Below are 22,284 nucleotides of genomic sequence, written 5' to 3' on the forward strand. Positions count from 1 at the left end.
GGTACGTCGCGGGCTTCACCGCGCCGGAGGGCAAGACCATGGGTCACGCCGGCGCGATCGTGTCCGGTTCCTCCGGGACCGCGGCCGCGAAGCAGGAGGCCCTCGAGGCCGTCGGCGTGAAGGTCGGCAAGACGCCGTCCGAGACCGCCAACCTGATGCGCGAGATCATGCAGGGCCTGAGCAAGTAGCAGTACTGTCCGGAACGGGACCTACCCCTCAGGGGGTGGGTCCCGTTTCTACTTGAAGGCGGCGGAGCGGTCGACCGCGCGGGCCAGCGTCTCGTTGAACGCGGCGTCGGTCAGGTCCAGGTCCTTCAGCACCGGGAACAGCAGGTACACCGCGCGGTCCCCGGACCCGGCGATCCCGATCCGGTAGTGGTACTTCTTGCCGTCGCCGCTGTCGTACGTCGCGGTCCAGCTCTTGCCGGAGATCGTGCTGGTCTTGAGGGTCCCGGTGGACTCGACCTTCGCGTTCGAGACGTTCTTCTCGCAGGCGTCGACGTTCTTCCGGATCTTCGCCACGAAGTCCGACGCGGCCGCCGCGGTCGCGAACTTCACGACCGTGTCGTCCATGCCGAACTCGGTCGGCACCTTGGCCTCCGGCGCGACGTACGTGAACGTGCCGGCCTTCAACGGCTTCGCCTTCTTCAGGCTGAGCTTCTCGCAGCCCGTGCCGTCGCCGGGCTGGGCGGCGGTGCTCACCCACGGCTTGTCCACCTCGGCGAGCAGCGGCAGGTCGACCGGGGCCATGAAGCCCGGGTTGTCGGTGTTCGGCAGCAGGGCCGGCTTCGCGACCGGGGCGCCGGTGGCACAGCCGCCGGTCTCCGCGCAGATCTTCTTCGCCGCCGCGCTCGTCGCGCCGAGGACGACGTCCGGCTTCGGCGGGGTCGCCGCCGTCGTGTCGTGCTCGAGGACCATCGTCGCCTGCCCGGCCAGCGTCACCGAGACCGTCCGGTACTTCGTGGTCTTCGCGCCTGGGACCTGCCCGAAGACCGCGATCACGCCGGTCTGCCCGACACCGGTGGTCAGGTAACCGGCGGACAGCCGGGTCTGCGGGGTGGTGCACTGGCTGAGCCAGTGGACGACCGTGTTGTAGGTCTTCGCGGCTGTGGCTTTGTCGTTGGACACGTCGATGTACTGCACCGCGGTGTCCTTGGTGGTCGGGTTCTGCAGCGTGCGGACCCAGGTCCGGAGGCCGGACGGGTCGGCGAACCGCTGCAACTGGCAGGCGAACGAGGTGTCCGGCGCGGAGTCGCCGCTGGCCGTCCCGGTGACCTTCCAGGCGCCGGTCGCGCCGAGCGTCTTCGCCGCGGTCGCGTCCAGCAGCACCTTGTCGTCGGACAGCACGTTCGACTGGCTGGACTTGTCGTCGGTCGGGCTGCTGCCGGCCTTCGGCCCGGGCGTTTCGTCGCCGCCGAACGCGTTCAGTGCCGCGACGCCGCCGCCGCCGACCAGGACGACGACCGCCACGCCTGCCGCGATCGTCTGGTTCCGCTTGCGCGCCTGCTGGCGCCGCGCCTCCCGGGCAGCGGCGCGGGTGCCGCTCCGTTGTCCACGGTGGGAACCGGCCAAAGCTCGACCTCCTGACTGATTCCACCTGACAGTACCCGGTGGACCCACGACGCCCCCAGCCAGCTACCACCAGGCGAACAGGCGGCAACCGAGTGTGAGCGGGCGGGCTGAAGTCTCCCACATCCGGCGTGTCAGGACGAGTCAGGTCCGGGGCCGGGGAGACGATGGGAGTCAGATGACCGACATGCTGAGCCGCCCGGGCGCGCGGGACGGCGAGACGCCCACGTCGGAGATCACCGCCCAGACCAAGCCAGTGCCGGTGGCGGCCGTGATCTCCGCCGGAGCCTGCCTGCTCACCGGCCTGCTGACCTGTGCCGTGGTCGCCGTGATCGGGTGGCTCGGGGCCACCTTCGGCGGTGCGTCCGGCGCGGTCCGCGCGGGCGCGGCTGCCTGGCTGGTCGCGCACAAGGCAGGCGTGACGATCGGAACGGGCCGGATCAGCGTCGCGCCGCTCGGCCTCACGTTGTTCTTCGCCTGGTGCCTGTACCGCGGCGGCAAGTCCGCGACCCGCTCCAGCGGCGCCGACCGGACCAAGGAACTGATCGGTCTCGCGCTCGGGTTCGCCGCCGTCTACGGCCTCGGCGGGCTGGTGGTGGCGTTGCTCACGGCGCAGGGCTCGCTGAAGGTGTCGCCGCTGTCCGGGTTCCTCGGCGCGTTCTCGCTGGCGCTGCTCGCCGGTCTGGCGGGCATCATCGTCGAGTCGGGCGCCGGCCACGACCTCGCCGACGCCACCCCCGCCGGGCTGCGGGACGCCGTACCGGCCGCGATGGCGGCGGTCCTCACGATCGTCGGGATCGCCTCGGTGCTGTACGGCGTACTGCTCGCGATCCACTTTTCCCGGATCACCGGGATGCTGGAGCTCCTGAACGCCGGGGCGATCGGCTCCGTCGTACTGTTCGCGATCTGCCTGATGCTGGTGCCGAACATGGTGCTGTACGTCGTCGCGTTCCTCGCCGGGCCTGGTTTCCAGCTCGGGACCGGTACGACGATCGCGCCGACCGGCGTGAACGTGGGCAGCCTGCCGGCGCTCCCGCTGCTGGCCGCGGTACCTGCCGACGGCTCGACGCCGACGTACCTGCTGGCGTTGACCGCGCTGGTGCCGCTGCTCGCCGGGGTGGTCGCGGGGCTCGTCGTCGTACGGCGGGGGCTCGCGGAGCGGGACGCGGACGCGCTCGGCTGGGACGCGTTCGCGCTGCGCGGCGGGATGGCGGCGGTGCTCGCGGGCATCGTGGTGTTCGCGTTGCTGGCGATGTCGGGCGGTTCGGCCGGGCCGGGACGGATGTCCGTGGTCGGGGTCCCCGGCGCGCTCCCGGCTGCCGGCGTGCTGACGGCCGGCATGGCGATCGGAGCCGCAGTCACCGCCGCGGTACGCGCCGCCCGACGCCCCACCCCAGCGGACTGACCCGGCACCCCACCCGACCGGATGACGGCCGCGCCGAGCCCGGGCGATAGGCTTCCGGGCGTGACTTCTGCTTCGTCTGACTCCGGTTCTGCACGCCTCGTCGTGCTCGTCTCGGGGTCGGGGTCGAACCTGCAGGCCTTGCTGGACGCCTGCGCCGACCCGGCGTACGGCGCCCAGGTGGTCGCCGTCGGCGCCGACCGGGACGGCATCGCCGGACTGGACCGGGCCGCGGCCGCCGGGGTGCCGACGTTCGTGCACAAGGTGAAGTCGTACGCCGAGCGCGCGGACTGGGACCGCGCGCTGACCGCGTCGGTCGCGGAGTACAAGCCCGACCTGGTCGTGTCGGCCGGCTTCCTGAAGCTCGTCGGCGACGACTTCCTGGGTGCGTTCGGCGACCGCTACATCAACACCCACAACGCACTGCTGCCGGCCTTCCCCGGGATCCACGGTCCCCGGGACGCGCTGGAGTACGGCGTGAAGGTCGCCGGGGCGACGCTGTTCTTCGTGGACGGCGGCGTCGACACCGGGCCGATCATCGCGCAGGTCGTCGTACCGGTCGAGGACGACGACACCGAAGAAACCCTGACCGAGCGGATCAAGGAGGTCGAACGCCGCCAGCTGGTGGAGTGGGTCGGCCGGCTGGTCCGCGACGGCTGGACCATCACCGGACGAAAGGTTCGACTGAAGTGAGCACCGACCGCAGGCCGATCCGCCGCGCGCTGATCAGCGTCTACGACAAGACCGGTCTGGAGGAGCTCGCTTCGGCGCTGCACGCCGCCGGTGTCCAGCTGGTGTCGACCGGCTCCACCGCGGGCCGGATCGCCGCGACCGGCGTACCGGTGACCAAGGTCGAGGAGCTGACCGGGTTCCCGGAGTGCCTCGACGGCCGGGTCAAGACGCTGCACCCGCTGGTCCACGCGGGACTGCTCGCGGATCTGCGCAAGCCGGATCACGTCGACCAGCTGAAGGAGATGCGGGTCGAGCCGTTCGACCTGCTCGTGAGCAACCTGTACCCGTTCACCGAGACGGTCGCCTCCGGCGCGTCGGTGGACGAGTGCATCGAGCAGATCGACATCGGCGGCCCGTCGATGGTCCGCGGTGCCGCGAAGAACCACGCGAACGTCGCCGTGGTGACCTCGGCGTCGCAGTACCCGTCGCTGCTGGCGGCGCTCGGCGAGGGCGGCTTCTCGCTCGAGGAGCGGCAGCAGCTCGCGGCGGCGGCGTTCGTGCACACGGCCGAGTACGACATCGCGGTCGCGTCCTGGATGGGCAACGTGCTCACGGACTCGAGCGAGGGTTCGGGCTTCCCGGCCTGGGTCGGCTCGTCCTGGGACAAGTCCGCGGTCCTGCGGTACGGCGAGAACCCGCACCAGCCGGCCGCGCTGTACCTGAACGGCCGCGGCGGACTCGCGGCGGCCGAGCAGCTGCACGGCAAGGAGATGTCGTACAACAACTACGTCGACGCCGACGCGGCCCGGCGTACGGCGTACGACTTCAGCGAGCCGGCGGTCGCGATCATCAAGCACGCGAACCCGTGCGGCATCGCGGTCGGCAAGGACATCGCGGAGGCGCACCGCCGGGCGCACGAGTGCGACCCAGTGTCGGCGTACGGCGGGGTGATCGCGACGAACCGCCCGGTCACCGTGGACCTCGCGAAGCAGGTCGCGGAGATCTTCACCGAGGTCCTCGTCGCCCCGGCCTTCGAGGACGGCGCGGCGGAGATCCTGCAGGCGAAGAAGAACATCCGGCTGCTGGTCGCGCCCGAGGTGTCCGCCGACGAGACGGTCGAGATGCGCGCGATCAGCGGCGGCCTCCTGCTCCAGCACCGCGACCGCTTCCAGGCCCCCGGCGACGACCCGTCCTCGTGGACCCTGGCGGCCGGTTCACCCGCCTCGCCGGAGGTACTGGCCGACCTCGCCTTCGCCTGGAAGGCCTGCCGGGCCGTCAAGTCCAACGCGATCCTCCTCGCCGCCGACGGCGCCTCCGTCGGCGTCGGTATGGGCCAGGTCAACCGCGTCGACTCCTGCCGCCTGGCCGTCTCCCGCGCCGGCGACCGCGCCACCGGGTCGGTCGCCGCCTCCGACGCCTTCTTCCCCTTCCCCGACGGCCTCGAGGTCCTCATCGAAGGCGGCGTCAAGGCAGTGGTCCAGCCCGGCGGCTCCATCCGCGACGAAGCCGCCATCGAAGCCGCCACCAAGGCCGGCATCACCATGTACTTCACCGGCACCCGCCACTTCTTCCACTGAGCCGTCATGTCCGACCGGATCGAGAGCCCGCGCCTGCAGGAACTCGATCCGGCCAGGACGGCCGAGTTCTGGACCGAGGTCGCCGAGCAAGGCACCCCAATGGTCGAGCCGGCGCCGGACGGGGACGTCTGGCTGACCTTCCTGTACCGCTCCCGCGAGCCCGTGTCGGACGTCTCGGTCTTCGGCGGACCGGCGGGCTGGGACCCGCCGGCCAACCTGATGCAGCACCTCGCGGGTACCGACGTGTGGTACCTGACCTTCCGGGTCCGCTCCGATCTCCGCTGCACGTACCGCCTCGCCGTCGACGACGTCGGCAGTACGGCGGCCAAGGCCGAGGACTGGACCGAGCGGACCGCACACTGGTTCGCCGATCCGCTCAACCCGGCGACGTTCGTTTATCCAGAGGACGAGGAGACGGGCAGCCACGAGACTGTCATCTCGTTGGCCTCCCTGCCGGACGCGCCCGCGCAACCATGGCTCGTGCCAGGAGCAGACGGTGGCGAGCTGGTGCAGTACAGGCATCGCAGTGAGATTCTCGGCAACGAACGGCGGATCTGGGTATACACGCCAGCCGGCTACACGCCTGACGCGGACCCCCTGCCGTTGCTCGTGCTCTTCGACGGTGACACGGTGCTGGGGCCGATGCCGATGCCGACGATCCTCGACAACCTGATCGAGGCGGACCGGGTCCCACCGATGATCGCCGTACTCGTCGACAGCCTGACCCAGGAGGTCCGGAACCGCGAACTTCCGTGCGGTGCGCCGTTCCTGGAGTACCTCACGGACGAGTTGCTGCCGTGGGTCCGCGAGCGTTACCGGATCACGACCGATCCTGCCCGCACGATTGTCGCCGGCCAGAGCCACGGCGGGCAGGCCGCCGCGTTCGCCGCACTGCGACGACCGGATCTGTTCGGCAACGTCATTTCGCAGTCGGGATCGTTCTGGTGGAGTCCCGACGGCGAGGACGAGCACGAATGGCTGACCCGGCAGTACGCCGAGGCCGAGCCGCGACGGGTCCGGTTCTGGCTCGAGGCCGGCCTCCAGGAAGTCGGTCAGACACCGGGGCGTGGCCCGTCGATCCTGGTGGCCAACCGGCACCTGCGGACACTTCTGCGCAGCAAGGGCTACGAGGTGCAGTACTCCGAGTTCAACGGTGGCCACGACCGTGCCTGCTGGCGCGGATCGATCGCCGATGCGTTGATCGCGCTTAGCTGAAGCGGCGGCGGTACGAAATCTGGTGGCCGCCGTCGCGGCTCTCCGAGGTCAGTGTCCAGCCGGTTTTGACGTAGAAGTTCTGGCCTTGCGGGTAGTTGGCGAGGGTCCAGAGGATGGCTTCGTTGTATTGCTTCTCCAGCTCTTGCAGGGCTTTTGTCATCAGGGCTGTGCCGACGCCTTGGCGCCAGTACGGGCGGTCGACGGCGATGGTGTCGAGTTCGCCGAGGGTGGGGTCGAGGGGGTTGCGGCTTGGGCCGATGCCTACGAAGCCGGCGATCGCCCCGTCGACCTCGGCGACCCACCAGTTGCCGTTAGCAACAGTCTCGGTCCATCGCGCGACCCGGCGGTCGTCCAGCACCGCGGTCGGCATCAGGTCGCCGAAGCCGTCGTTCCACGAGTCGACGTAGACCCGCGCAACCTCGGGCCCGTCCGCCCTTACCGCACCCCGGATCGTCACCATCCGCCCGAGTATTCCCTAGTTCGGGACGATCAGGCCCAGGACGGCGATGGCGGCGGCGGTGAGGAAGAGGAAGGTGGTGTCGAACATGCGGCTGCGGACGTGCAGGAGGCCGGCCTTGGTGTCGGTGAGGGTGGCCCGGAGGAGGCCTGCCAGGCCCACGGCGCCGGCGAAGACGAGGACTCCGTTGCGCCAGTTGTAGAACCAGATCACGACCAGGCCGGTCAGGGCGACCAGGAGCGACAACGCCAGCGGCCACTGGCTCCGGCGCTGCGTCTCGCCTGCCATCAGCACGTCACGTTCACCGGGGGAGGGCCGCCTCGGCGGCCTCCACCACGTTGCTGAGGAGCATCGCGCGGGTCATCGGGCCGATCCCGCCGGGCATCGGCGCGATCCACGCCGCCTGCTCGCGGGCCGCCGGGTCGATGTCGCCGACGATCTTGCCCTCGGCGTTGCGGCTGGTGCCGACGTCGAGGAGGACCGCGCCGGGCTTCACCATGTCCGCGGTGATCAGCCCGGCCGAACCCGCCGCCGCGATCACGATGTCGCCGGTACGCACCACCGCGCCCAGGTCCTTCGTGCCGGTGTGGCACTGGGTGACGGTCGCGTTCTCGCTCCGCCGGGTGAACAGCAGCCCCATCGGGCGCCCCGCGGTCACACCGCGCCCGACGACGACCACGTGCGCGCCCGCGATCGGTACGTCGTACCGCCGGAGGATCTCCACGCAGCCCTTCGGCGTACACGGCAGTGGGCCGTCCTGCCCGAGCACCAGCTTGCCGAGGCTCACCGGGTGCAGGCCGTCGGCGTCCTTCGCGGGGTCGATCAGGCCGAGGATCGTGTTCGTGTCGACGTGCTTCGGGAGCGGGAGCTGGACGATGAAGCCGGTGCAGTCCGGGTTCTCGTTGAGCTCCTGGACCTTGGTCGCGATCTCGTCCTGGGTCGCGGTGTCGGGCAGCTCGACCTGGATCGAGGAGATCCCGACCGCCGCGCAGTCCCGGTGCTTGCCGGAGACGTACGCCCGGCTGCCCGGGTCGTCACCGACCAGGATCGTGCCGAGCCCGGGCACCACACCCTGCTCGGCCAACTTCGCGACCCGGACCTTCAGCTCGTCCTTGATCGCCGCCGCCGTCGCCTTGCCGTCCAGAATCTGCGCCGTCACGGCACCAGAGTCTGCCACGCGGGCCGCCCGGCCGCGTACCCGGATCGCCAGCACTCACCAAGCCCGCCGAACGGGCCACGCCTGAGCGTGGGAACGGCGGGCCACCGCCGGTTACCGCGGCTTGGTGAGTGACTCAGGTCCGCCCCAACCAGCTGCGCACCGAGCAGGAGCGTTTGCGGATGGCCCCGGCCGGGCGGTGAGGGCCGTCCGGCCGGGTGTCACGGTGGTGTGTTTATGAGGTGAGCTTGTAGACGGTGGTGCTGCCTACGGTCGTGGCGGTGTAGTTGGACTGGACCCAGGACTGGATCTCACTGGCCGCGGAGGAGCCGCCGCCGGGGCCGCCGCCCTGGCCGCCGGAGATGTAGTACGTGATCTTGCCCTCGGCTACCCATTGCTTGAACTGGGCGAGGGTGGGGGCGTTGTCGGTGCCGCTGAAGCCGCCGATCGCGATGACGGACTTGCCGGTGGCGAGTTCGAGGGAGGCGGCGGACTGGGAGCCGCTGGTGGCGGCGGCCCAGGTCGTGGTGGTCTTCGCGAGCAGAGCCGTCAGCTCGCTGCTCGCTGACGCGTCACCACCCATTCCACCTCCACCCATCCGCTCACCCATCTCCGCACCCCCGGTGGACCCGGTGGAACCAGTCGTCCCGGTCGACCCCGTGCCGGTGGAGCCGGTGGTGGTGGAGCCGGGGCGGGTGCCTGAGGGTGGGGTGGCGCCCATGGCGCCGCCGGGGCCGCCGGTTCCGCCGCCCATGCCGCCCATCGCGGAGGAGGTCGGGCCCGCGGTGGGGATCGAGCCGTTGTGGGGTTGTGCCGCGGTGGCGGCGGCGAACGCCGTGCTGCCGAGACCGAGTGACACCGCAACCGCGAGTACGACGGCCGGCCACGCCCGGCGGACACGCCGGCCGAAGAGCACGAGCAAGCCGGCCAGTACGCCGGCCACGACGATCGCGTACTTCGCCCACGGCGCGAACGTCGGCGTCCGGGTAAGCAGTACGTAGTCCCACACCGCCGTCGGCAGGATCATTGCCGCCAGCAACCACCGGTGCCGGAACCCGAGCCACACGCCGATCCCGACCAGTCCGCCGATCGCCGGCGCCAGAGCCACCGAGTAGTACGGGTGGATCGTCCCGCTCATGAAGCTGAACACAGCGCCGGTGACCAGCAGCCACGCGCCCCACAGCACGATCCCGGCGCGCAGCAGGTCGGTCCGCGGCGCCTGCCGCCGCGCCCACAACCCACCGACCAGCGCGATCAGGGCCGCCGGCAACAACCACGAGATCTCGGTCCCGAAGGCATCACCGAACATCCGCGTGATCCCCGCGCTCCCGCCGAACCCGGTGTTCCCGCCACCCCCGCCACCACCGCCGCCACCCCCGCCACCGTTCCCGGATCCGCCGAGCAACCGCCCGAGCCCGTTGTACCCGAGCGCCAGCTCCAGCAGCGAGTTGTTGGTCGACCCACCGATGTACGGGCGACTCGAAGCCGGCCACAACTCCACCAGCGCGACGTACCAGCCGGCACTCACGATCACCGCAGCGAACGCACCGACCAAGTGCAGCACCCGCTTCCGCAACGACGTCGGCGCCGCGATCAGGTACACCACCCCGAACGCCGGCAGCACCAGGAACGCCTGCCCCATCTTCGTCAGGAACGCGAACCCGATCGCCACTCCCGCCAGCATCAACCACCGAGCCGACGCCCGCTCCAGCGCCCGTACGACGAAGTACGCCGCGGCCACCAGCAACAGCACGAGCAATGCGTCCGGGTTGTTGAAGCGGAACATCAGTACGGCGACCGGCGTCAAGGCCAACGCAGTACCCGCCACGAGCCCCGCGACTGGCCCGGCAACCCGGCGAACGGTCAGGTACAGCAGGCCGACCGCGGCGATCCCCATGAACGCCTGCGGCGCGAGCACTGTGAAGCTGTTGAACCCGAACACCCGCGCGAACGCCGTCGCGACCCACAAAGCGCCCGGCGGCTTGTCGACCGTGATCGCGTTCCCGGAGTCGAGCGACCCGAACAGCCACGCCTTCCAGTTCTGCGTGCCGGCCTGTACGGCGGCAGCGTAGAAGCTGTTGCCGTACCCGGACGCGGTCAGGTTCCACAGGTACAGGAACGCCGTACCGACGAGCATCGCCAGCGCGGCCGGCCGGACGTACGCCGACTGGCCGGACGGCCCGCGCACCAAGCGCCGCAGCCTGCCGGGTGGTTGCGCCGGGGTCCGAGGTTCCACGGGGCGGTCGAGCAGCGTCGTCATGATCATCTCCAGTTCGCGGGACGGGCTTCCACTGACGACGGTGCCAACTGGGTCTCCAACGGCCCTGGGTGCCGGCTGGGAGCTCGCTGGGAGCCGGGAATACCGCTGCTCTTGCCGCGGTTCGAGCAGATAGTTTATTCTTGAACTATCAACCGACCGAGGAGCACACCATGCCCGCCGTGACCGTCAGCGACATCACCGTCCTGCCCCGGATCAGCCCGCAGGACCCGGCCGTCGTGCGTGAGCGTCCCGTGAAGTCGGTGACGTCGGCGCCCAGCGGTTACGAGGGAGAGGGCTTCCCGGTACGGCGGGCCTTCGCGGGCGTCGATCTCCGCGACCTGGACCCGTTCATCCACATGGACCAGATGGGTGAGGTCGAGTACGCGCCGGGCGAGCCGAAGGGCACCCCGTGGCACCCGCACCGCGGCTTCGAGACCGTCACGTACATGCTCGACGGGATCATGGAGCACCAGGACTCCAACGGCGGTGGCGGCGTCATCTCCAACGGCGACACCCAGTGGATGACGGCCGGCAGCGGCCTGCTGCACATCGAGACGCCGCCGGAGCACCTGGTCATGAGCGGCGGCCTGTTCCACGGCATCCAGCTCTGGGTGAACCTGCCGAAGGCGCTCAAATGGGCCCCGCCGCGTTACCAGGACATCCGCGGCGGCGACTCCGCATTGCTGTCCACGCCTGACGGAGGGTCGCTGATCCGAGTCATCGCCGGTGAGGTCGACGGCCACAACGGTCCCGGTACGACGCACACCCCGATCACGCTGGTGCACGCCACCGTCAGCCCCGGCGCTGAGCTGGTGCTGCCGTGGCAGCCCGACTACAACGCGCTCGTCTACGTGCTGGCCGGCCAAGGGACCGTCGGTGCCGACCGGCGCCCGGTCCGCAAGGGCCAGTTGGCGGTCTTCGGTGCCGGCGACGTCATCCGTACGGCGGCGAGCACCTCGCAGCCGCAGGCCGAGCCGAACCTCGACGTCCTGGTGATCGGCGGCCGCCCGATCCGCGAGCCGGTCGCGATGGCCGGGCCGTTCGTGATGAACACCCGCGCCGAGGTGATCCAGGCCTTCGAGGACTTCCAGGCCGGCAAGCTCGGCACGATCCCCGCGGTGCACGGCGCGCCGACCGAGCTCCGCAGTACCGACAACTAACCCTCGGGGTAGAACAGAAACAGAGTGCAGCCCGCGGCGGATTGCGGGATGTGGGACGACCCGGCCGGGGCGTGGATGAACGAACCGGCCGGGTAGTCGCGTTCACCGTCGTTGAAGACGCCGTCGACGACGAACACCTCCTCCGGGCCGGGATCGTGGACGTCGATGCCCTCCCAGGTCGAGCCGGGCTCCATCTGCAGGACGAAAGCCTTCGCGACGGCGCCGGACCACAACGGCCGGAGCCGGATGCCGGGGAAGAGCTCGCGGACCGGTGCGTCGTCGACCGACGCCCACTCGTAGTTCTCCATACGTCGATCCTGGCGCTGTCCACAGTCCGTACCCAGTGTCTGGATAGTCCCGATCAGGTACTTTTCTGCCATGCATCGCGTCGTCGCGCTGGTCACCGCGCCGCAGGCGAGTTTCGAGTTCGGCTGTGCCGCGGTGGTCTTCCGGGATCCGCCGTACCGGTTCTCTGTCTGCACGGAGGCGCCGGGGAACGTACGGACCACCGAGGGTTTCGACATAGTGGTCGGATCCGGGCTGCGCGCTCTCGACCGGGCCGACACGATCGTCGTACCGGGGTGGTTGCCGATCAATCGGGAGCCGTCGGACGTCGTACTGCGGGCGCTGCGGCGGGCGCATCGGCGGGGTGCGCGGTTGGTGAGTATCTGTTCCGGGGCGTACCTGCTGGCCGCCACCGGGCTGCTCGACGGTCGTCGCGTCGCCACCCACTGGCGGTACGCGGACGAGTTGCAGCGCCGGTTTCCGAACGTTGTCGTCGATCCCGAGGTGCTGTACGTCGATCACGGCGACGTGGCGAGCAGCGGCGGATCAGGCACGGGCATCGACCTCTGTCTCCATCTGGTACGGCGTGACCTGGGCGCGGGGTACGCCGCCCGGGTGGCGCGGCGGATGGTGATGCCGCCGCATCGCGAAGGCGGTCAGTCGCAGTACCGGTCCGAGGACTCCGATGGTGTCGCCGGTGAGTCGTTGGGGGTGGTGCTGGAGTGGGCGGGCGAGAGGTTGGGCGAGGCGCTGACCGTCGAGGACCTGGCGCGGCGGGGGAATGTGTCGCAGCGGACGTTGGCCCGGCGGTTCCGAGAGCAGCTGGGAGTGTCGCCGGGGCAGTGGTTGCTGGCGCAGCGGATCGCCAGAACACGTGTTCTGCTTGAGGAAACTGAGCTTTCCGTGGACGCGATCGCCCTCCGCGTCGGACTCTCGTCGGCGACCAACCTGCGGCGCCGGTTCCGGGCCGCGCTACACACGACCCCGAGCGCGTACCGCCGCGCCTATCAGGGCAAGTAGCTGTCGTCGAGCGCGATGTAGTGCTCGATCCGCGGGTCGTCCGGATCACCGCCGTACAGCTCGACGAACCGCCGCGCCGCCGGAAGTCCGCCGTACTGCGGATTCAGTGCGCCGCGCAGGCTCTTGAACATCAGTGCGAGGTCCACGTACCGGTCGCCGGTCCCGAGCGCGCTGACGTCGAGGACGCCGCTGAACCGTAGCGTCGACGGGTCCACGAACACGTTCGGGGCCGCGTAGTCCCCGTGCGTCACGGCTACGCCGTCGCCGGGGAACGGCGACCTGAACGGGCAGCCGGTCAGCGAATCCAGCGCCCGCAAACCGTCCGCGATCGCCGCCAGCACAGCCGGCCGGTCGCCCGCCGCCCATGGCTGCGACGCGTCCCTTCCGGGCAGCTCCGCGGTCAGCAGCCAGTTGTTGCCGCGGTCAACGATCCGCGGGCACGGGAACCCGGTCGCCCCCAGCCAGGCCAACCGGTCGCCTTCCGCCGAGACGCCCGCACCGGACTTGTAGTAGAGGCGTTCCGACGACCGCTCCAGCCGCACGACGGTCGCCGACGAGTGCCCGACCTCGACCACGGACCCGCCGTCGGCGCCGAACCGGTCCAGGAGCGCAGCGATGTCCACGCACCGCAGACTACGGACTATGTTCGAGAAAATCCTGCGATTTGGCCCCTGGTAGCAGCATCCTGGCGGGATGACGATGGAGAGTACGGCCGACTGCTCGCAGTGCAGTCGGCCGTTGCCGACGGATCGGCGGTACGCCGTCTGGTGCCGGCACTGTGAGTGGAACCTGGAGCCGGCGCCTGCCGCGCAGGAACCCGCCTGGCAGGTCGAACGGGAACGGAAACTCGCGGACGCCCTCGCCGAACGACCCGCCGCCGGCCCGGAGCGTTCGCTCGGCGCGTTCCTGCTCTCGCTGCCGGTCCTGCTCGTACCGCTGCCCGGCCTGCTCGGCGGGATCGCCCTGCTCGCCTTCTACCGCCCGGTGTGGTTCGCCGCGCCGTTCGCCGTGGTCCTGTTCGTCCTGACGGCGGTCTTCCGCCCACGCATCACCCGGCTGCCGGACAGCGCGCAGCCGGTGAGCAGAGCGGAGGCGCCGCAGCTCTACGACGTACTCGACCGCCTCGCCGCGCAGACCGGCTCGCCGCAGCTGGAGCATGTCGTCGTCACCGTCGACCAGCGCATCGCGGTCGACCGCATCGGCCGGCGGTACCGCCGTACGCTCCGCATCGGTCTCCCGTCCTGGTCAGTCCTGGGCCCGCAGGAGCGGTACGCCGCCCTCGCGCACGCGCTGTACGACGACCGGCGCGGTATGCACGACCGCGTCCTCGGTGCCGCCCAGCACATCATCGGCGAGCTCGCGGCGACCGTGACGCCGGGCAGGCTCGACTCTGCCGGGGACGGCCGGCTCCACCGCATGGAAGGCGTCGTCCTGATCAGGTCCGGCAGCGACGACCAGATCCTGCACAGTTGGCTGGTCAAGTTCTTCAACGCGGTGCTCGGCCCGCCGCTCCGTGGGTACTGGCGATTGCTGCACCGCCTCGACCTGGCCGGCCGTCAATGCCGCGAGTACCGCATCGACCGCCGGGTGGCCGAGCACGTCGGCTCCGAACCGGCCGCGGCTGCGCTGGAGCGTGTCCTGCTGGCCGGCATCTGCTTCCGCGCCGCCGAACGCGCCGTCCGGTTCGACCCGGCGGGCGACCCGCTGGACACGTTGCGGCGTACCGCGGCCGAGATCCCCGAACATGAGTTCGCGCGGTTGGTCCGGGTCGACCGGGCGCAGAACGGGCGCAGCGACGCGGAGCATCCGCCCACCTGGCAACGGACCCGGCTGCTGCGCGCGCACCCGACGCCGACGACCACGGTGTTCGCGCCCTCGAAGGACGACGAGCTCGGCACGGCCGCACGCGCGGCGCTGGCCGCCCTGCACGACTGACGAGATCCGTCAGTCGTCCGCGGATGCGACCCGGGCGCACGGCTAAGGTCGCCGGTATGACGACTGTCGCCGCCGACCTCGCGCCCACCGGTGTCCTGCGCGCCTCGATCAATCTCGGTAACCCAGTGCTCGCGCAGGGTACGCCGGACGCGCCGGCCGGGATCACGGTCGACATCGCGCGGGAACTGGCCCGACGCCTCGACCTGCCGCTGGAGCTGGTCTGCTTCGACGCGGCCCGCAAGTCGTTCGAAGCGCTGACGACCGGACAGGCGGACCTCTGTTTCCTCGCGATCGAGCCCGCCCGGGCGGCCGAGGTGGCGTTCACCGCGCCGTACGTCGTGATCGAGGGCGTCTACGCCGTACCGCGGGAGTCCGGGCTGAGCACGGTCGCCGACATCGACGCTCCGGGTGTCCGGATCGGCGTGAAGCAGGGCTCGGCGTACGACCTGTACCTGACCAGGACGGTGCGGCACGCGACGATCGTCCGCGGCTCCGACGGCGTCGACGTGTTCCGCGCCGAGGGGCTCGACGTCGCGGCCGGGATCCGGCAGCCGATCACGCGGTACGTCGCGGAGAACCCCGACCTCCGGCTGATCGACGAGCGGTTCATGCAGATCCAGCAGGCCGTCGGCACGACGAAGGACAAGCGTGACGAGACCGTCGCCTACCTCCGCGACCTGGTCGACGAACTGAAGGCCGACGGCTTCGTCGCGGCGTCCCTCACCGCCGCCGGTCAGTCCCTGGCCCTCGTCGCGCCCTGACAGAAAGTAGTCAGGCAGGAACCTGCCGTGGCAGGTGGTCCCGGCAACCTTTCGCCCGGTCCCGGACATCTACCGGTGAGTGGCCGTCCGACTGCTCTCCGTAAGTGGTCTGGTGCGGTCCGATGTGAGGACAACGATCGGGAGGGACTCATCGTGGTATCCACACCACGATCGAGGCGCCTCGGCGTAGCCGCCGGCGCCTCGATCGCCGTTCTGGGGCTCGGGCTGTCCGCCGCGGGTCAGGCTGTCGCCGGCCCACAAGCCGGACCACAAGCCGGATCACAAGCCGGACCACCGGCCGCCGTCGCGAAGTCGAAGTCGCCGGACCGCAGCGTCACGCTGATCACCGGCGACCGGGTGACGCTGCTGGGCGGGGACCCGGCGCACGCGTCGATCACGCCCGGTGCCGGCCGGACGAAGGTCGCGTTCAGCTCGTACCGCGAACGGGACCACCTGTACGTCGTACCGTCGGACGTCCGCGCGCGTCTGGCCGACGGGGCGCTCGACAGCCGGCTGTTCGACGTGGCCGGGCTGATCAAGGACGGGTACGACGACCGGGGGAGCAGCACGCTGCCGCTGATCGTCACGTACCGCGGGACGGCCCGGCAGCGGTCCGCCGTGCCGGGCGCGACCGTCGCGCGGCAGCTGCCGGTGATCAACGGCGCCGCGCTGCGGGCGACCAAGGACGCCAAGGTGCTGGACAGCGCGGGTATCGACAAGATCTGGCTGGACGGCAAGCGCAAGGTCACGCTGGACCAGTCGGTGCCGCAGATCGGCGCGCCGACCGCGTGGCAGGCCGGGTACACCGGCAAGGGCGTCCCGGTCGCGGTCCTCGACACCGGCATCGACACGTCGCACCCGGACCTCGCGACCCAGGTCGTCGGTAAGAAGAACTTCACCGACGCCCCGGACGGCGACCACTTCGGCCACGGGACCCACGTCGCCTCGACGATCGCCGGTACGGCGGCCGCGTCGAACGGCAGGTACAAGGGCGTCGCCCCGGACGCGCGGCTGTACGACGGCAAGGTCTGCGACGACGGCGGCAGTTGCCAGGACTCCGCGATCCTGGCCGGCATGGAGTGGGCCGCGAAGGACGTCAAGGCGAAGGTCGTGAACCTGAGCCTCGGCGGCACCGACACCCCGGGCATCGACCCGCTCGAGGAGGCCGTGAACCGGCTGACCGCCGAGACCGGCACGCTGTTCGTGATCGCCGCCGGCAACGAAGGGCCTGCCGAGCGCACGATCGGCTCGCCCGGAAGCGCGGACGCCGCGCTGACCGTCGGCGCGGTCGACAAGCAGAACGGGCTGGCCGACTTCTCCAGCCGCGGCCCGCGGGTCGGCGACGGCGCCGTGAAGCCGGACATCAGCGCGCCGGGCGTGTCGATCGTCGCCGCGAAGGCGAAGGACTCGGTGATCGGCGAGCCGGTCGGCGACCGGTACCTGCGGCTCGACGGTACGTCGATGGCGACCCCGCACGTGGCCGGGTCGGCCGCGATCCTCGCGCAGGAACACCCGGACTGGAAGGCCGCCGAGCTCAAGGGCGCGCTGATGGGTTCGGCCAGGCCGGCCGCGGACCAGACGGCGTTCGAGCAGGGCGCCGGCCGGGTGGATGTTGCCAAGGGCATCAAACAGTCCGTGGTCGCGGAGCCCGGCGACCTCTCCTTCGGTACGGCGGTGTGGCCGCACGGCGACGACACCCCGGTGACCAAGACGCTGACGTACCGCAACCTCGGCGACAAGGCGGTCACGCTGAACCTGGCCGCGACCCTCACCGGCCCGGACGGCGCGGCCGCTCCGACCGGCGCGCTGAAGCTGAGCGCGAGCACGGTGACGGTCCCGGCCGGCGGTACCGCCGCGGTGCAGGCGACCTCGAACACCAGGCACAACGGCCCGGACGGGCTGTACTCGGGCCGGATCACCGCGACCGGCGGCGACCTGAGCGTCACCTCCGCGATCGGCCTGGAGAAGGAGAAGGAGAGCTACAACCTCACGCTCAAGGCGGTCGGCCCGGACGGCAAGCCGGCCGAGTTCGCCGGCGCGCTGATGGGCGTGAACAGCGGCCTGTTCGAGTTCCTCGGCGACGGGAGCAGCGCGCTCACGCTGCGCCTGGAGAAGGGCGAGTACCTGGCGCAGAACAGCCAGTACGTGGAGAAGACGGGCGGCAACTACGCCGGCTACGACCTCGTGCAGCCGTCGGTCCAGCTCACCAAGGACACCACGGTGGTGTTCGACGCGCGGACGGCGAAGCCGGTCAAGGTGACCGTGCCGCAGGCCGGCGCGCAGGCTGCGCTCGCCGACATCGGGTACGACCGCCGCTCGGCGGACGGCCGGCAGAGCGCCGGCTATTCGGGCCTGCAGTTCGGGTTCGGTGAGAGCTACACCGCGCAGGTCGGTTCCGCGGTCCTGCCGCCAGAGCAGTTCACCGGCCATGTGGCGTCGCAGTGGGCGAAGCCGGACGCGGACGGCAACTTCGGGAACTCGCCGTACCTCGTCGGGCAGGTGAACACCTTCCCGGGCGTGTACCCGACCGGGTTCGTCCGGGCGGTCAGGCCGAGCCAGCAGGCCACGCTGGTACAGACGGTCAACGCCACGACCGACCACGAACACGAGCGGGTCGTGCAGGGCACCGGACCGGGGATGGGCGGCAGCTGGGCCATCGGACTGCTGTACGGAAAGGCACCGCTGACCACCACGACCTACGTGGACGGTGGTCCGGCGACCTGGCAGACCGAGGTCAGCGAGGTCGTTCCGAGTACCGACCCGAACGATCCGTTCCCGCAGACCGTCAGCCGGTTGTCCTCGCCGCAGAAGGCGTACCGGGCGGGCCGGACGTACGACGAGCGGTTCAACGCGGCGGCGTTCTCGATCGCGCCCGACCAGGCGGTCCGTACCGACGCGAACCTGTACGTGTCCGTCTACGGTCTCGCCGACGCGGACGGGAACAGCGGCGGCATCCTCGCCGACACGGGATCGACCAAGCTGATCCGGGACGGCAAGGTCGTCGCGGAGTCGCCGTACTTCGGGTACGTCGAGGCGGCCGACCTGCCGGCGGCGAAGTCGACGTACACGCTGGAGTCGTCGCAGACCCAGTCGGCCAGTCCGTTCGCCACCCGGACCGACCTGAAGTGGACGTTCAGCACGGCGGCGGCCACGGAGGCGACACCGCTGCCGTTGCTGGGGATCCGGTACCAGCCGAAGGTCGACGACCACAACCTCGCCGACCGCAAGCCGGTCACGGTGCTGCCGGTCGTCGTGGATCCGCAGCCGGGCGTGGCGTTGCCGCTGATCCGGAAGCTCACCGTCCAGGTGTCCGGTGACGACGGCAAGACCTGGCGCAACGCCGCGGTCCTGCCGATCGGGCACGGCCGGTTCAAGGCGATCTTCGAGACGCCCGAGGGCCAGAGCGTCTCGCTACGGTCGCAACTCGTCGACGGCTCGGGCAACCAAACGGACCTGACCGTAACCAAGGCCTACGCGTTGCGCTGAGCACGCAACCCCGGAGACCGGTTGCTGCGTTGTAGGGGTTGCGCAGACAACCGATTCTGGGGAGGCCCTGTGAGTTCGAGATCCATGCGCAGAACGGTGCCCGCGATCGCCTTGCTGGCGGTCGCGGGCCTGGCAGCCGGCGTGTTGGCGCCGGCGCAGGCCGCACCGCCCGCCCAACAAGCTGAGAAACCATCCGCCGGTAAGAACCTCAGCGTCACGCTGATCACCGGTGACAAAGTGCTGGTGCCCGGTGGCGATCTGGCCAAGCTGACCGTCGAGCCGGCTCCCGGCCGGCAGCAGGTCGCGTTCGTCAAGCAGCGGTACCGCGGGCACGCCTATGTGATCCCCGCCGACGTCAGCAAGGACATCGGCAGCGGGCGGATCGACCGCCGGCTGTTCGACGTCGCGGAACTGGTGAAGGACGGGTACGACGACGCGTCGACCTCCACGATCCCGGTGCTCACGACGTACCGCGGGAACGCCGCGAAACGCGCCGTACCGGCAGGGACGCGGGTCACCCGGCAGCTGCCGTCGATCAGCGGCGCGGCGATGAAGGTCAGCAAGAGCGGTGCGCGGAGCTTCCTCGGATCGGCCGGGTTCAGCAAGCTGTGGCTGGACGGCAAACGGCAGATCCAGCTCGACCAGTCGGTGCCGCAGATCGGCGGGCCGGACGCCTGGCAGGCCGGATACACCGGCAAGGGCGTGTCGGTCGCGGTCCTCGACACCGGCGTCGACGCGACGCACCCCGACCTCGCGACCCAGGTCGCGGGCGAGAAGAACTTCACCACCGAGTCCGCGAACGACCTCGTGGGCCACGGCACGCACGTGGCGTCGACGATCGCCGGCACCGGCGCCGCGTCCGGCGGCAAGTACAAGGGCGTCGCGCCGGACGCGCGGATCTACGACGGCAAGGTCTGCGAGGTCTACGGTTGCGAGGAGTCCGCGATCCTGGCCGGGATGGACTGGGCCGCGAACGACGTCAAGGCGAAGATCGTCAACCTCAGCCTCGGCGGCACCGACACCCCGGAGCTTGATCCGCTCGAGGAGGCCGTGAACCGGCTGACCGCGCAGACCGGCACACTGTTCGTCATTGCCGCCGGCAACTCCGGGCCGAGTGACGCGACGGTCTCCTCGCCGGGTAGTGCGGAGGCCGCGCTCACCGTCGGCGCCGTCGACAAGCAGGACCAACTGGCGGACTTCTCCAGCCGCGGACCGCGGGTCGGCGACAACGCGTTGAAGCCGGACGTGACCGCGCCGGGCGTCGACATCGTCGCGGCGAAGTCCAAGGACTCCTCGATCGGCGAACCGGTCGGCGACGAGTACCTGCGGCTCTCCGGTACGTCGATGGCGACGCCGCACACCGCGGGCGCTGCCGCGATCCTGCTGCAGGAGCACCCGTCCTGGACGCCGGCCGACCTGAAGGGCGCGCTGATGGGTTCGGCGAAGGTCGCTGCCGACCAGACGGCGTTCCAGCAGGGCGCCGGGCGGATCAACCTGACCACGGCGATCAAGCAGAGCGTCGTCGCTGAGCCGGGCAACGTGTCGTTCGGACTGGCGGAGTTCCCGCACGCCGACGACAAGCCGGTGACCCGCGACGTGACGTTCCACAACCTCGGCGATGCCGCCGTGACGCTCTCGCTGACCTCGATGCTGAACGCTCCCGGCGGCGCCGCGGCCCCGGCGGGTGCGCTGAAGCTGAGCGCCGACTCGGTGAGCGTCCCGGCCGGCGGTACGGCGACCGTGCAGGCGACCGCCGACACCACGCTCGGCGGTCCGGACGGGCTGTACAGCGGGCGGATCACGGCGACCGGCGGTGGGCAGACCGTCGTCGTACCGGTCGGGGTCAACCAGGAGGGGCCGTCGTACAACCTCACCGTCAAGATGGTGATGCGGGACGGCACGCCGGACACCGACTACCCGGTGAACGTGTTCGGAGTCGACAACGACGTGGCCCAGTTCGCGAACTCGCCGGACGCCAACGGTACGTACACCGTCCGGCTGCCGCAGGGCGAGTACATGGCTGACACGTTCCAGGAGTTCGAGCGGGGGACCGACGACTGGATCTTCTTCAGCATGGTCGCGCCGAGCATCAAGCTGACCTCCGACCGGACGGTCGTCTTGGACGCCCGTCAGGCCGAGCCGGTCACCACCTCGGTCCCGAACCCCACCGCCCGGCAGGCGAACTCGGCCATCGGGTACGACCGGACGCTGCGGAACGGTGTCTACGTCTACGACGCGTGGGGCTTCAACTCCGGCAAGATGTACACCTACAACGCCGGGCCGAAGCTCCCGGCCGACCAGTTGACCGGGCACGTCACGTCGCAGTGGGGCGTGCCGGGCGACGACGGGCTGTACACGAACACGCCGTACCTGTACGGGATCGCGAACTACTTCCCCGGGGACTTCCCGACCGGCTTCGACCGCAAGGTGAAGCAGTCCGAGCTCGCGACCGTGGATGCCACGATCAACGCGACCGACGGGCAGCGGCTGTTCAAGCTGCTGTTCCCGACCGGACCGAACGGCGACAGCGGCACCGCGCGGGTGGTCCGCTTCGACGCACCGCGGACCGTGCGGTACTTCGTGGACCAGACGCCGTACGGCTTCGCCGGGTCGACGCAGGAGGACACGGACGGCGCGGACCTCCCGTTCGGGAAGTGGCAGCTCGACGGCGAGTCGATGCCGTACAAGGCCGGGCGGTACTACCGGGAGCGGTGGAACGCGGCAGCGTTCGTGCCGTCGGTGTACGCCGCGAAGCGGTCCGGCGGGACGCTCGACATCTCGCTGTGGACGCTGACCGACGCGGACGGGCACACGGGCTACACCACGATGAGCTCGGCGAGTACGAAGCTCTACCGGGACGGGGCCGAGGTCGGGTCCAGCGACCAGTTCGGGAACCTCAGCGTCGCGGACCAGCCGGCCGGCAAGGCGTCGTACAAGCTGGTCACCACCGGGACGCAGGAGGTCTGGCCGTTCTCGACGCGGACCGACCTCGAGGCGACGTTCACGTCGTCCGCGGACCAGCCGACCATCCCGATCCACACCGTGAGGTTCCGGCCGGACGTGGACGGGAACAACGCGATGATCCGGAAGCCGGTCACGGTGCTGCCCTTCGAGGTCAAGGGCGCCTCCGTCAAGATCGAGTACTCGGGTGACGCCGGGGCCACCTGGCGCGAGGCACCGGTCGTCGGCGGCAAGGCGATCTTCCCGACGCCGCCCGGCTCCAGCATCTCCTTGCGCTCCACCGCGACGGACGCGACCGGAAACACCACCACACAAACAGTGATCGCCGCCTACAACCTGCGGTGAAACAGCGAGACGCCCGGCCGGGAA

General features: G+C 70.5%; 17 protein-coding genes and 1 pseudogene. 11 read left to right on the top strand and 7 right to left on the bottom strand.

Annotated elements, in window-relative coordinates:
- Positions 1-188: pseudogene (locus AB0M51_RS38085) on the top strand (succinate--CoA ligase subunit alpha); the annotation flags it as partial.
- A 48-nt stretch (positions 189-236) separates the two neighbouring features.
- Here the strand turns inward: AB0M51_RS38085 and AB0M51_RS38090 are convergent.
- On the bottom strand, positions 237-1,571 hold the full coding sequence (locus AB0M51_RS38090) for a hypothetical protein (protein ID WP_344199490.1): 1,335 nt from the start codon (positions 1,569-1,571) through the stop codon (positions 237-239).
- A gap of 175 nt (positions 1,572-1,746) precedes the next feature.
- Here AB0M51_RS38090 and AB0M51_RS38095 point away from each other — a divergent pair, with 175 nt between their 5' ends.
- From AB0M51_RS38095 to fes, 4 genes are read left to right on the top strand one after another with little or no spacing between them, the layout of a single operon-like run.
- Positions 1,747-2,973, top strand: a complete 1,227-nt coding sequence (locus AB0M51_RS38095; RefSeq protein WP_344199487.1) for a DUF6350 family protein — start codon at positions 1,747-1,749, stop codon at positions 2,971-2,973.
- Positions 2,974-3,033: 60 nt separating this feature from the next.
- On the top strand, positions 3,034-3,663 hold the full coding sequence (gene purN / locus AB0M51_RS38100) for a phosphoribosylglycinamide formyltransferase (RefSeq protein ID WP_344199485.1): 630 nt from the start codon (positions 3,034-3,036) through the stop codon (positions 3,661-3,663).
- Positions 3,660-5,219, top strand: coding sequence for a bifunctional phosphoribosylaminoimidazolecarboxamide formyltransferase/IMP cyclohydrolase (purH, locus tag AB0M51_RS38105; RefSeq protein WP_363753431.1), 1,560 nt, complete (start codon positions 3,660-3,662; stop codon positions 5,217-5,219). The genes purN and purH overlap by 4 nt, the downstream gene beginning before the upstream one ends.
- A gap of 6 nt (positions 5,220-5,225) precedes the next feature.
- Entirely contained in the window at positions 5,226-6,434 is a 1,209-nt protein-coding gene (gene fes, locus AB0M51_RS38110) for an enterochelin esterase (RefSeq protein ID WP_363753434.1), read from the top strand.
- Here fes and AB0M51_RS38115 read toward each other — a convergent pair.
- The 4 genes from AB0M51_RS38115 to AB0M51_RS38130 all read right to left on the bottom strand — a co-directional run bounded on the left by AB0M51_RS38115 (position 6,427) and on the right by AB0M51_RS38130 (position 10,307).
- Positions 6,427-6,894 (bottom strand): GNAT family N-acetyltransferase, encoded by a 468-nt coding sequence (locus AB0M51_RS38115; protein WP_344199477.1) that lies wholly within the window; start codon positions 6,892-6,894, stop codon positions 6,427-6,429. The two genes, fes and AB0M51_RS38115, sit on opposite strands and share 8 nt — an antisense overlap.
- Positions 6,895-6,909: 15 nt before the next feature.
- Positions 6,910-7,179, bottom strand: a complete 270-nt coding sequence (locus AB0M51_RS38120) for a DUF3017 domain-containing protein (RefSeq protein WP_344199474.1) — start codon at positions 7,177-7,179, stop codon at positions 6,910-6,912.
- A gap of 13 nt (positions 7,180-7,192) precedes the next feature.
- Complete coding sequence (locus AB0M51_RS38125) at positions 7,193-8,050, bottom strand: bifunctional methylenetetrahydrofolate dehydrogenase/methenyltetrahydrofolate cyclohydrolase (RefSeq protein ID WP_344199472.1); 858 nt, start codon at positions 8,048-8,050, stop codon at positions 7,193-7,195.
- Positions 8,051-8,282: 232 nt separating this feature from the next.
- On the bottom strand, positions 8,283-10,307 hold the full coding sequence (locus AB0M51_RS38130; RefSeq protein ID WP_344199470.1) for a glycosyltransferase family 39 protein: 2,025 nt from the start codon (positions 10,305-10,307) through the stop codon (positions 8,283-8,285).
- A gap of 170 nt (positions 10,308-10,477) precedes the next feature.
- On the opposite strand from AB0M51_RS38130, the gene AB0M51_RS38135 reads away from it, so the two are divergent.
- Positions 10,478-11,467 carry a pirin family protein gene (locus AB0M51_RS38135; RefSeq protein ID WP_344199467.1) on the top strand — a complete coding sequence of 330 codons (990 nt, stop codon included), beginning with the start codon at positions 10,478-10,480 and terminating at the stop codon, positions 11,465-11,467.
- Here AB0M51_RS38135 and AB0M51_RS38140 read toward each other — a convergent pair.
- The gene (locus tag AB0M51_RS38140) at positions 11,464-11,775 is read right to left on the bottom strand and encodes a cupin domain-containing protein (RefSeq protein WP_344199466.1); all 312 of its coding nucleotides are present in this window, start codon (positions 11,773-11,775) and stop codon (positions 11,464-11,466) included. The genes AB0M51_RS38135 and AB0M51_RS38140 overlap by 4 nt on opposite strands.
- Before the next feature lie 70 nt (positions 11,776-11,845).
- On the opposite strand from AB0M51_RS38140, the gene AB0M51_RS38145 reads away from it, so the two are divergent.
- The gene (locus tag AB0M51_RS38145) at positions 11,846-12,772 is read left to right on the top strand and encodes a helix-turn-helix domain-containing protein (RefSeq protein ID WP_344199465.1); all 927 of its coding nucleotides are present in this window, start codon (positions 11,846-11,848) and stop codon (positions 12,770-12,772) included.
- Here AB0M51_RS38145 and AB0M51_RS38150 read toward each other — a convergent pair.
- A complete protein-coding gene (locus AB0M51_RS38150; protein ID WP_344199463.1) occupies positions 12,760-13,395 on the bottom strand; it encodes a phosphotransferase in 636 nt (211 codons plus the stop codon). The genes AB0M51_RS38145 and AB0M51_RS38150 overlap by 13 nt on opposite strands.
- A gap of 70 nt (positions 13,396-13,465) precedes the next feature.
- On the opposite strand from AB0M51_RS38150, the gene AB0M51_RS38155 reads away from it, so the two are divergent.
- From AB0M51_RS38155 to AB0M51_RS38170, 4 genes are all read left to right on the top strand, one after another.
- Entirely contained in the window at positions 13,466-14,707 is a 1,242-nt protein-coding gene (locus tag AB0M51_RS38155) for a hypothetical protein (RefSeq protein WP_344199461.1), read from the top strand.
- 56 nt (positions 14,708-14,763) lie between these two features.
- Complete coding sequence (locus tag AB0M51_RS38160; protein ID WP_344199459.1) at positions 14,764-15,468, top strand: transporter substrate-binding domain-containing protein; 705 nt, start codon at positions 14,764-14,766, stop codon at positions 15,466-15,468.
- Between the two features lie 153 nt (positions 15,469-15,621).
- Positions 15,622-18,954, top strand: coding sequence for a S8 family serine peptidase (locus AB0M51_RS38165; protein WP_344199457.1), 3,333 nt, complete (start codon positions 15,622-15,624; stop codon positions 18,952-18,954).
- Positions 18,955-19,023: 69 nt separating this feature from the next.
- Positions 19,024-22,260, top strand: coding sequence for a S8 family peptidase (locus tag AB0M51_RS38170; RefSeq protein WP_363753445.1), 3,237 nt, complete (start codon positions 19,024-19,026; stop codon positions 22,258-22,260).
- The last annotated feature ends 24 nt before the right edge of the window (positions 22,261-22,284 follow it).

This window comes from Kribbella sp. NPDC051137 (genome assembly GCF_040682535.1).
GTDB lineage: Bacteria > Actinomycetota > Actinomycetes > Propionibacteriales > Kribbellaceae > Kribbella > Kribbella karoonensis.

Bases quoted from the DNA above. Each gene is read 5' to 3' on its own strand.
- AB0M51_RS38095 (WP_344199487.1), top strand. From the start codon at position 1,747: ATGACCGACATGCTGAGCCGCCCGGGCGCGCGGGACGGCGAGACGCCC.
- fes (WP_363753434.1), top strand. From the start codon at position 5,226: ATGTCCGACCGGATCGAGAGCCCGCGCCTGCAGGAACTCGATCCGGCC.
- AB0M51_RS38115 (WP_344199477.1), bottom strand. From the start codon at position 6,894: ATGGTGACGATCCGGGGTGCGGTAAGGGCGGACGGGCCCGAGGTTGCG.
- AB0M51_RS38120 (WP_344199474.1), bottom strand. From the start codon at position 7,179: ATGGCAGGCGAGACGCAGCGCCGGAGCCAGTGGCCGCTGGCGTTGTCG.
- AB0M51_RS38130 (WP_344199470.1), bottom strand. From the start codon at position 10,307: ATGACGACGCTGCTCGACCGCCCCGTGGAACCTCGGACCCCGGCGCAA.
- AB0M51_RS38135 (WP_344199467.1), top strand. From the start codon at position 10,478: ATGCCCGCCGTGACCGTCAGCGACATCACCGTCCTGCCCCGGATCAGC.
- AB0M51_RS38140 (WP_344199466.1), bottom strand. From the start codon at position 11,775: ATGGAGAACTACGAGTGGGCGTCGGTCGACGACGCACCGGTCCGCGAG.
- AB0M51_RS38145 (WP_344199465.1), top strand. From the start codon at position 11,846: ATGCATCGCGTCGTCGCGCTGGTCACCGCGCCGCAGGCGAGTTTCGAG.
- AB0M51_RS38155 (WP_344199461.1), top strand. From the start codon at position 13,466: ATGACGATGGAGAGTACGGCCGACTGCTCGCAGTGCAGTCGGCCGTTG.
- AB0M51_RS38160 (WP_344199459.1), top strand. From the start codon at position 14,764: ATGACGACTGTCGCCGCCGACCTCGCGCCCACCGGTGTCCTGCGCGCC.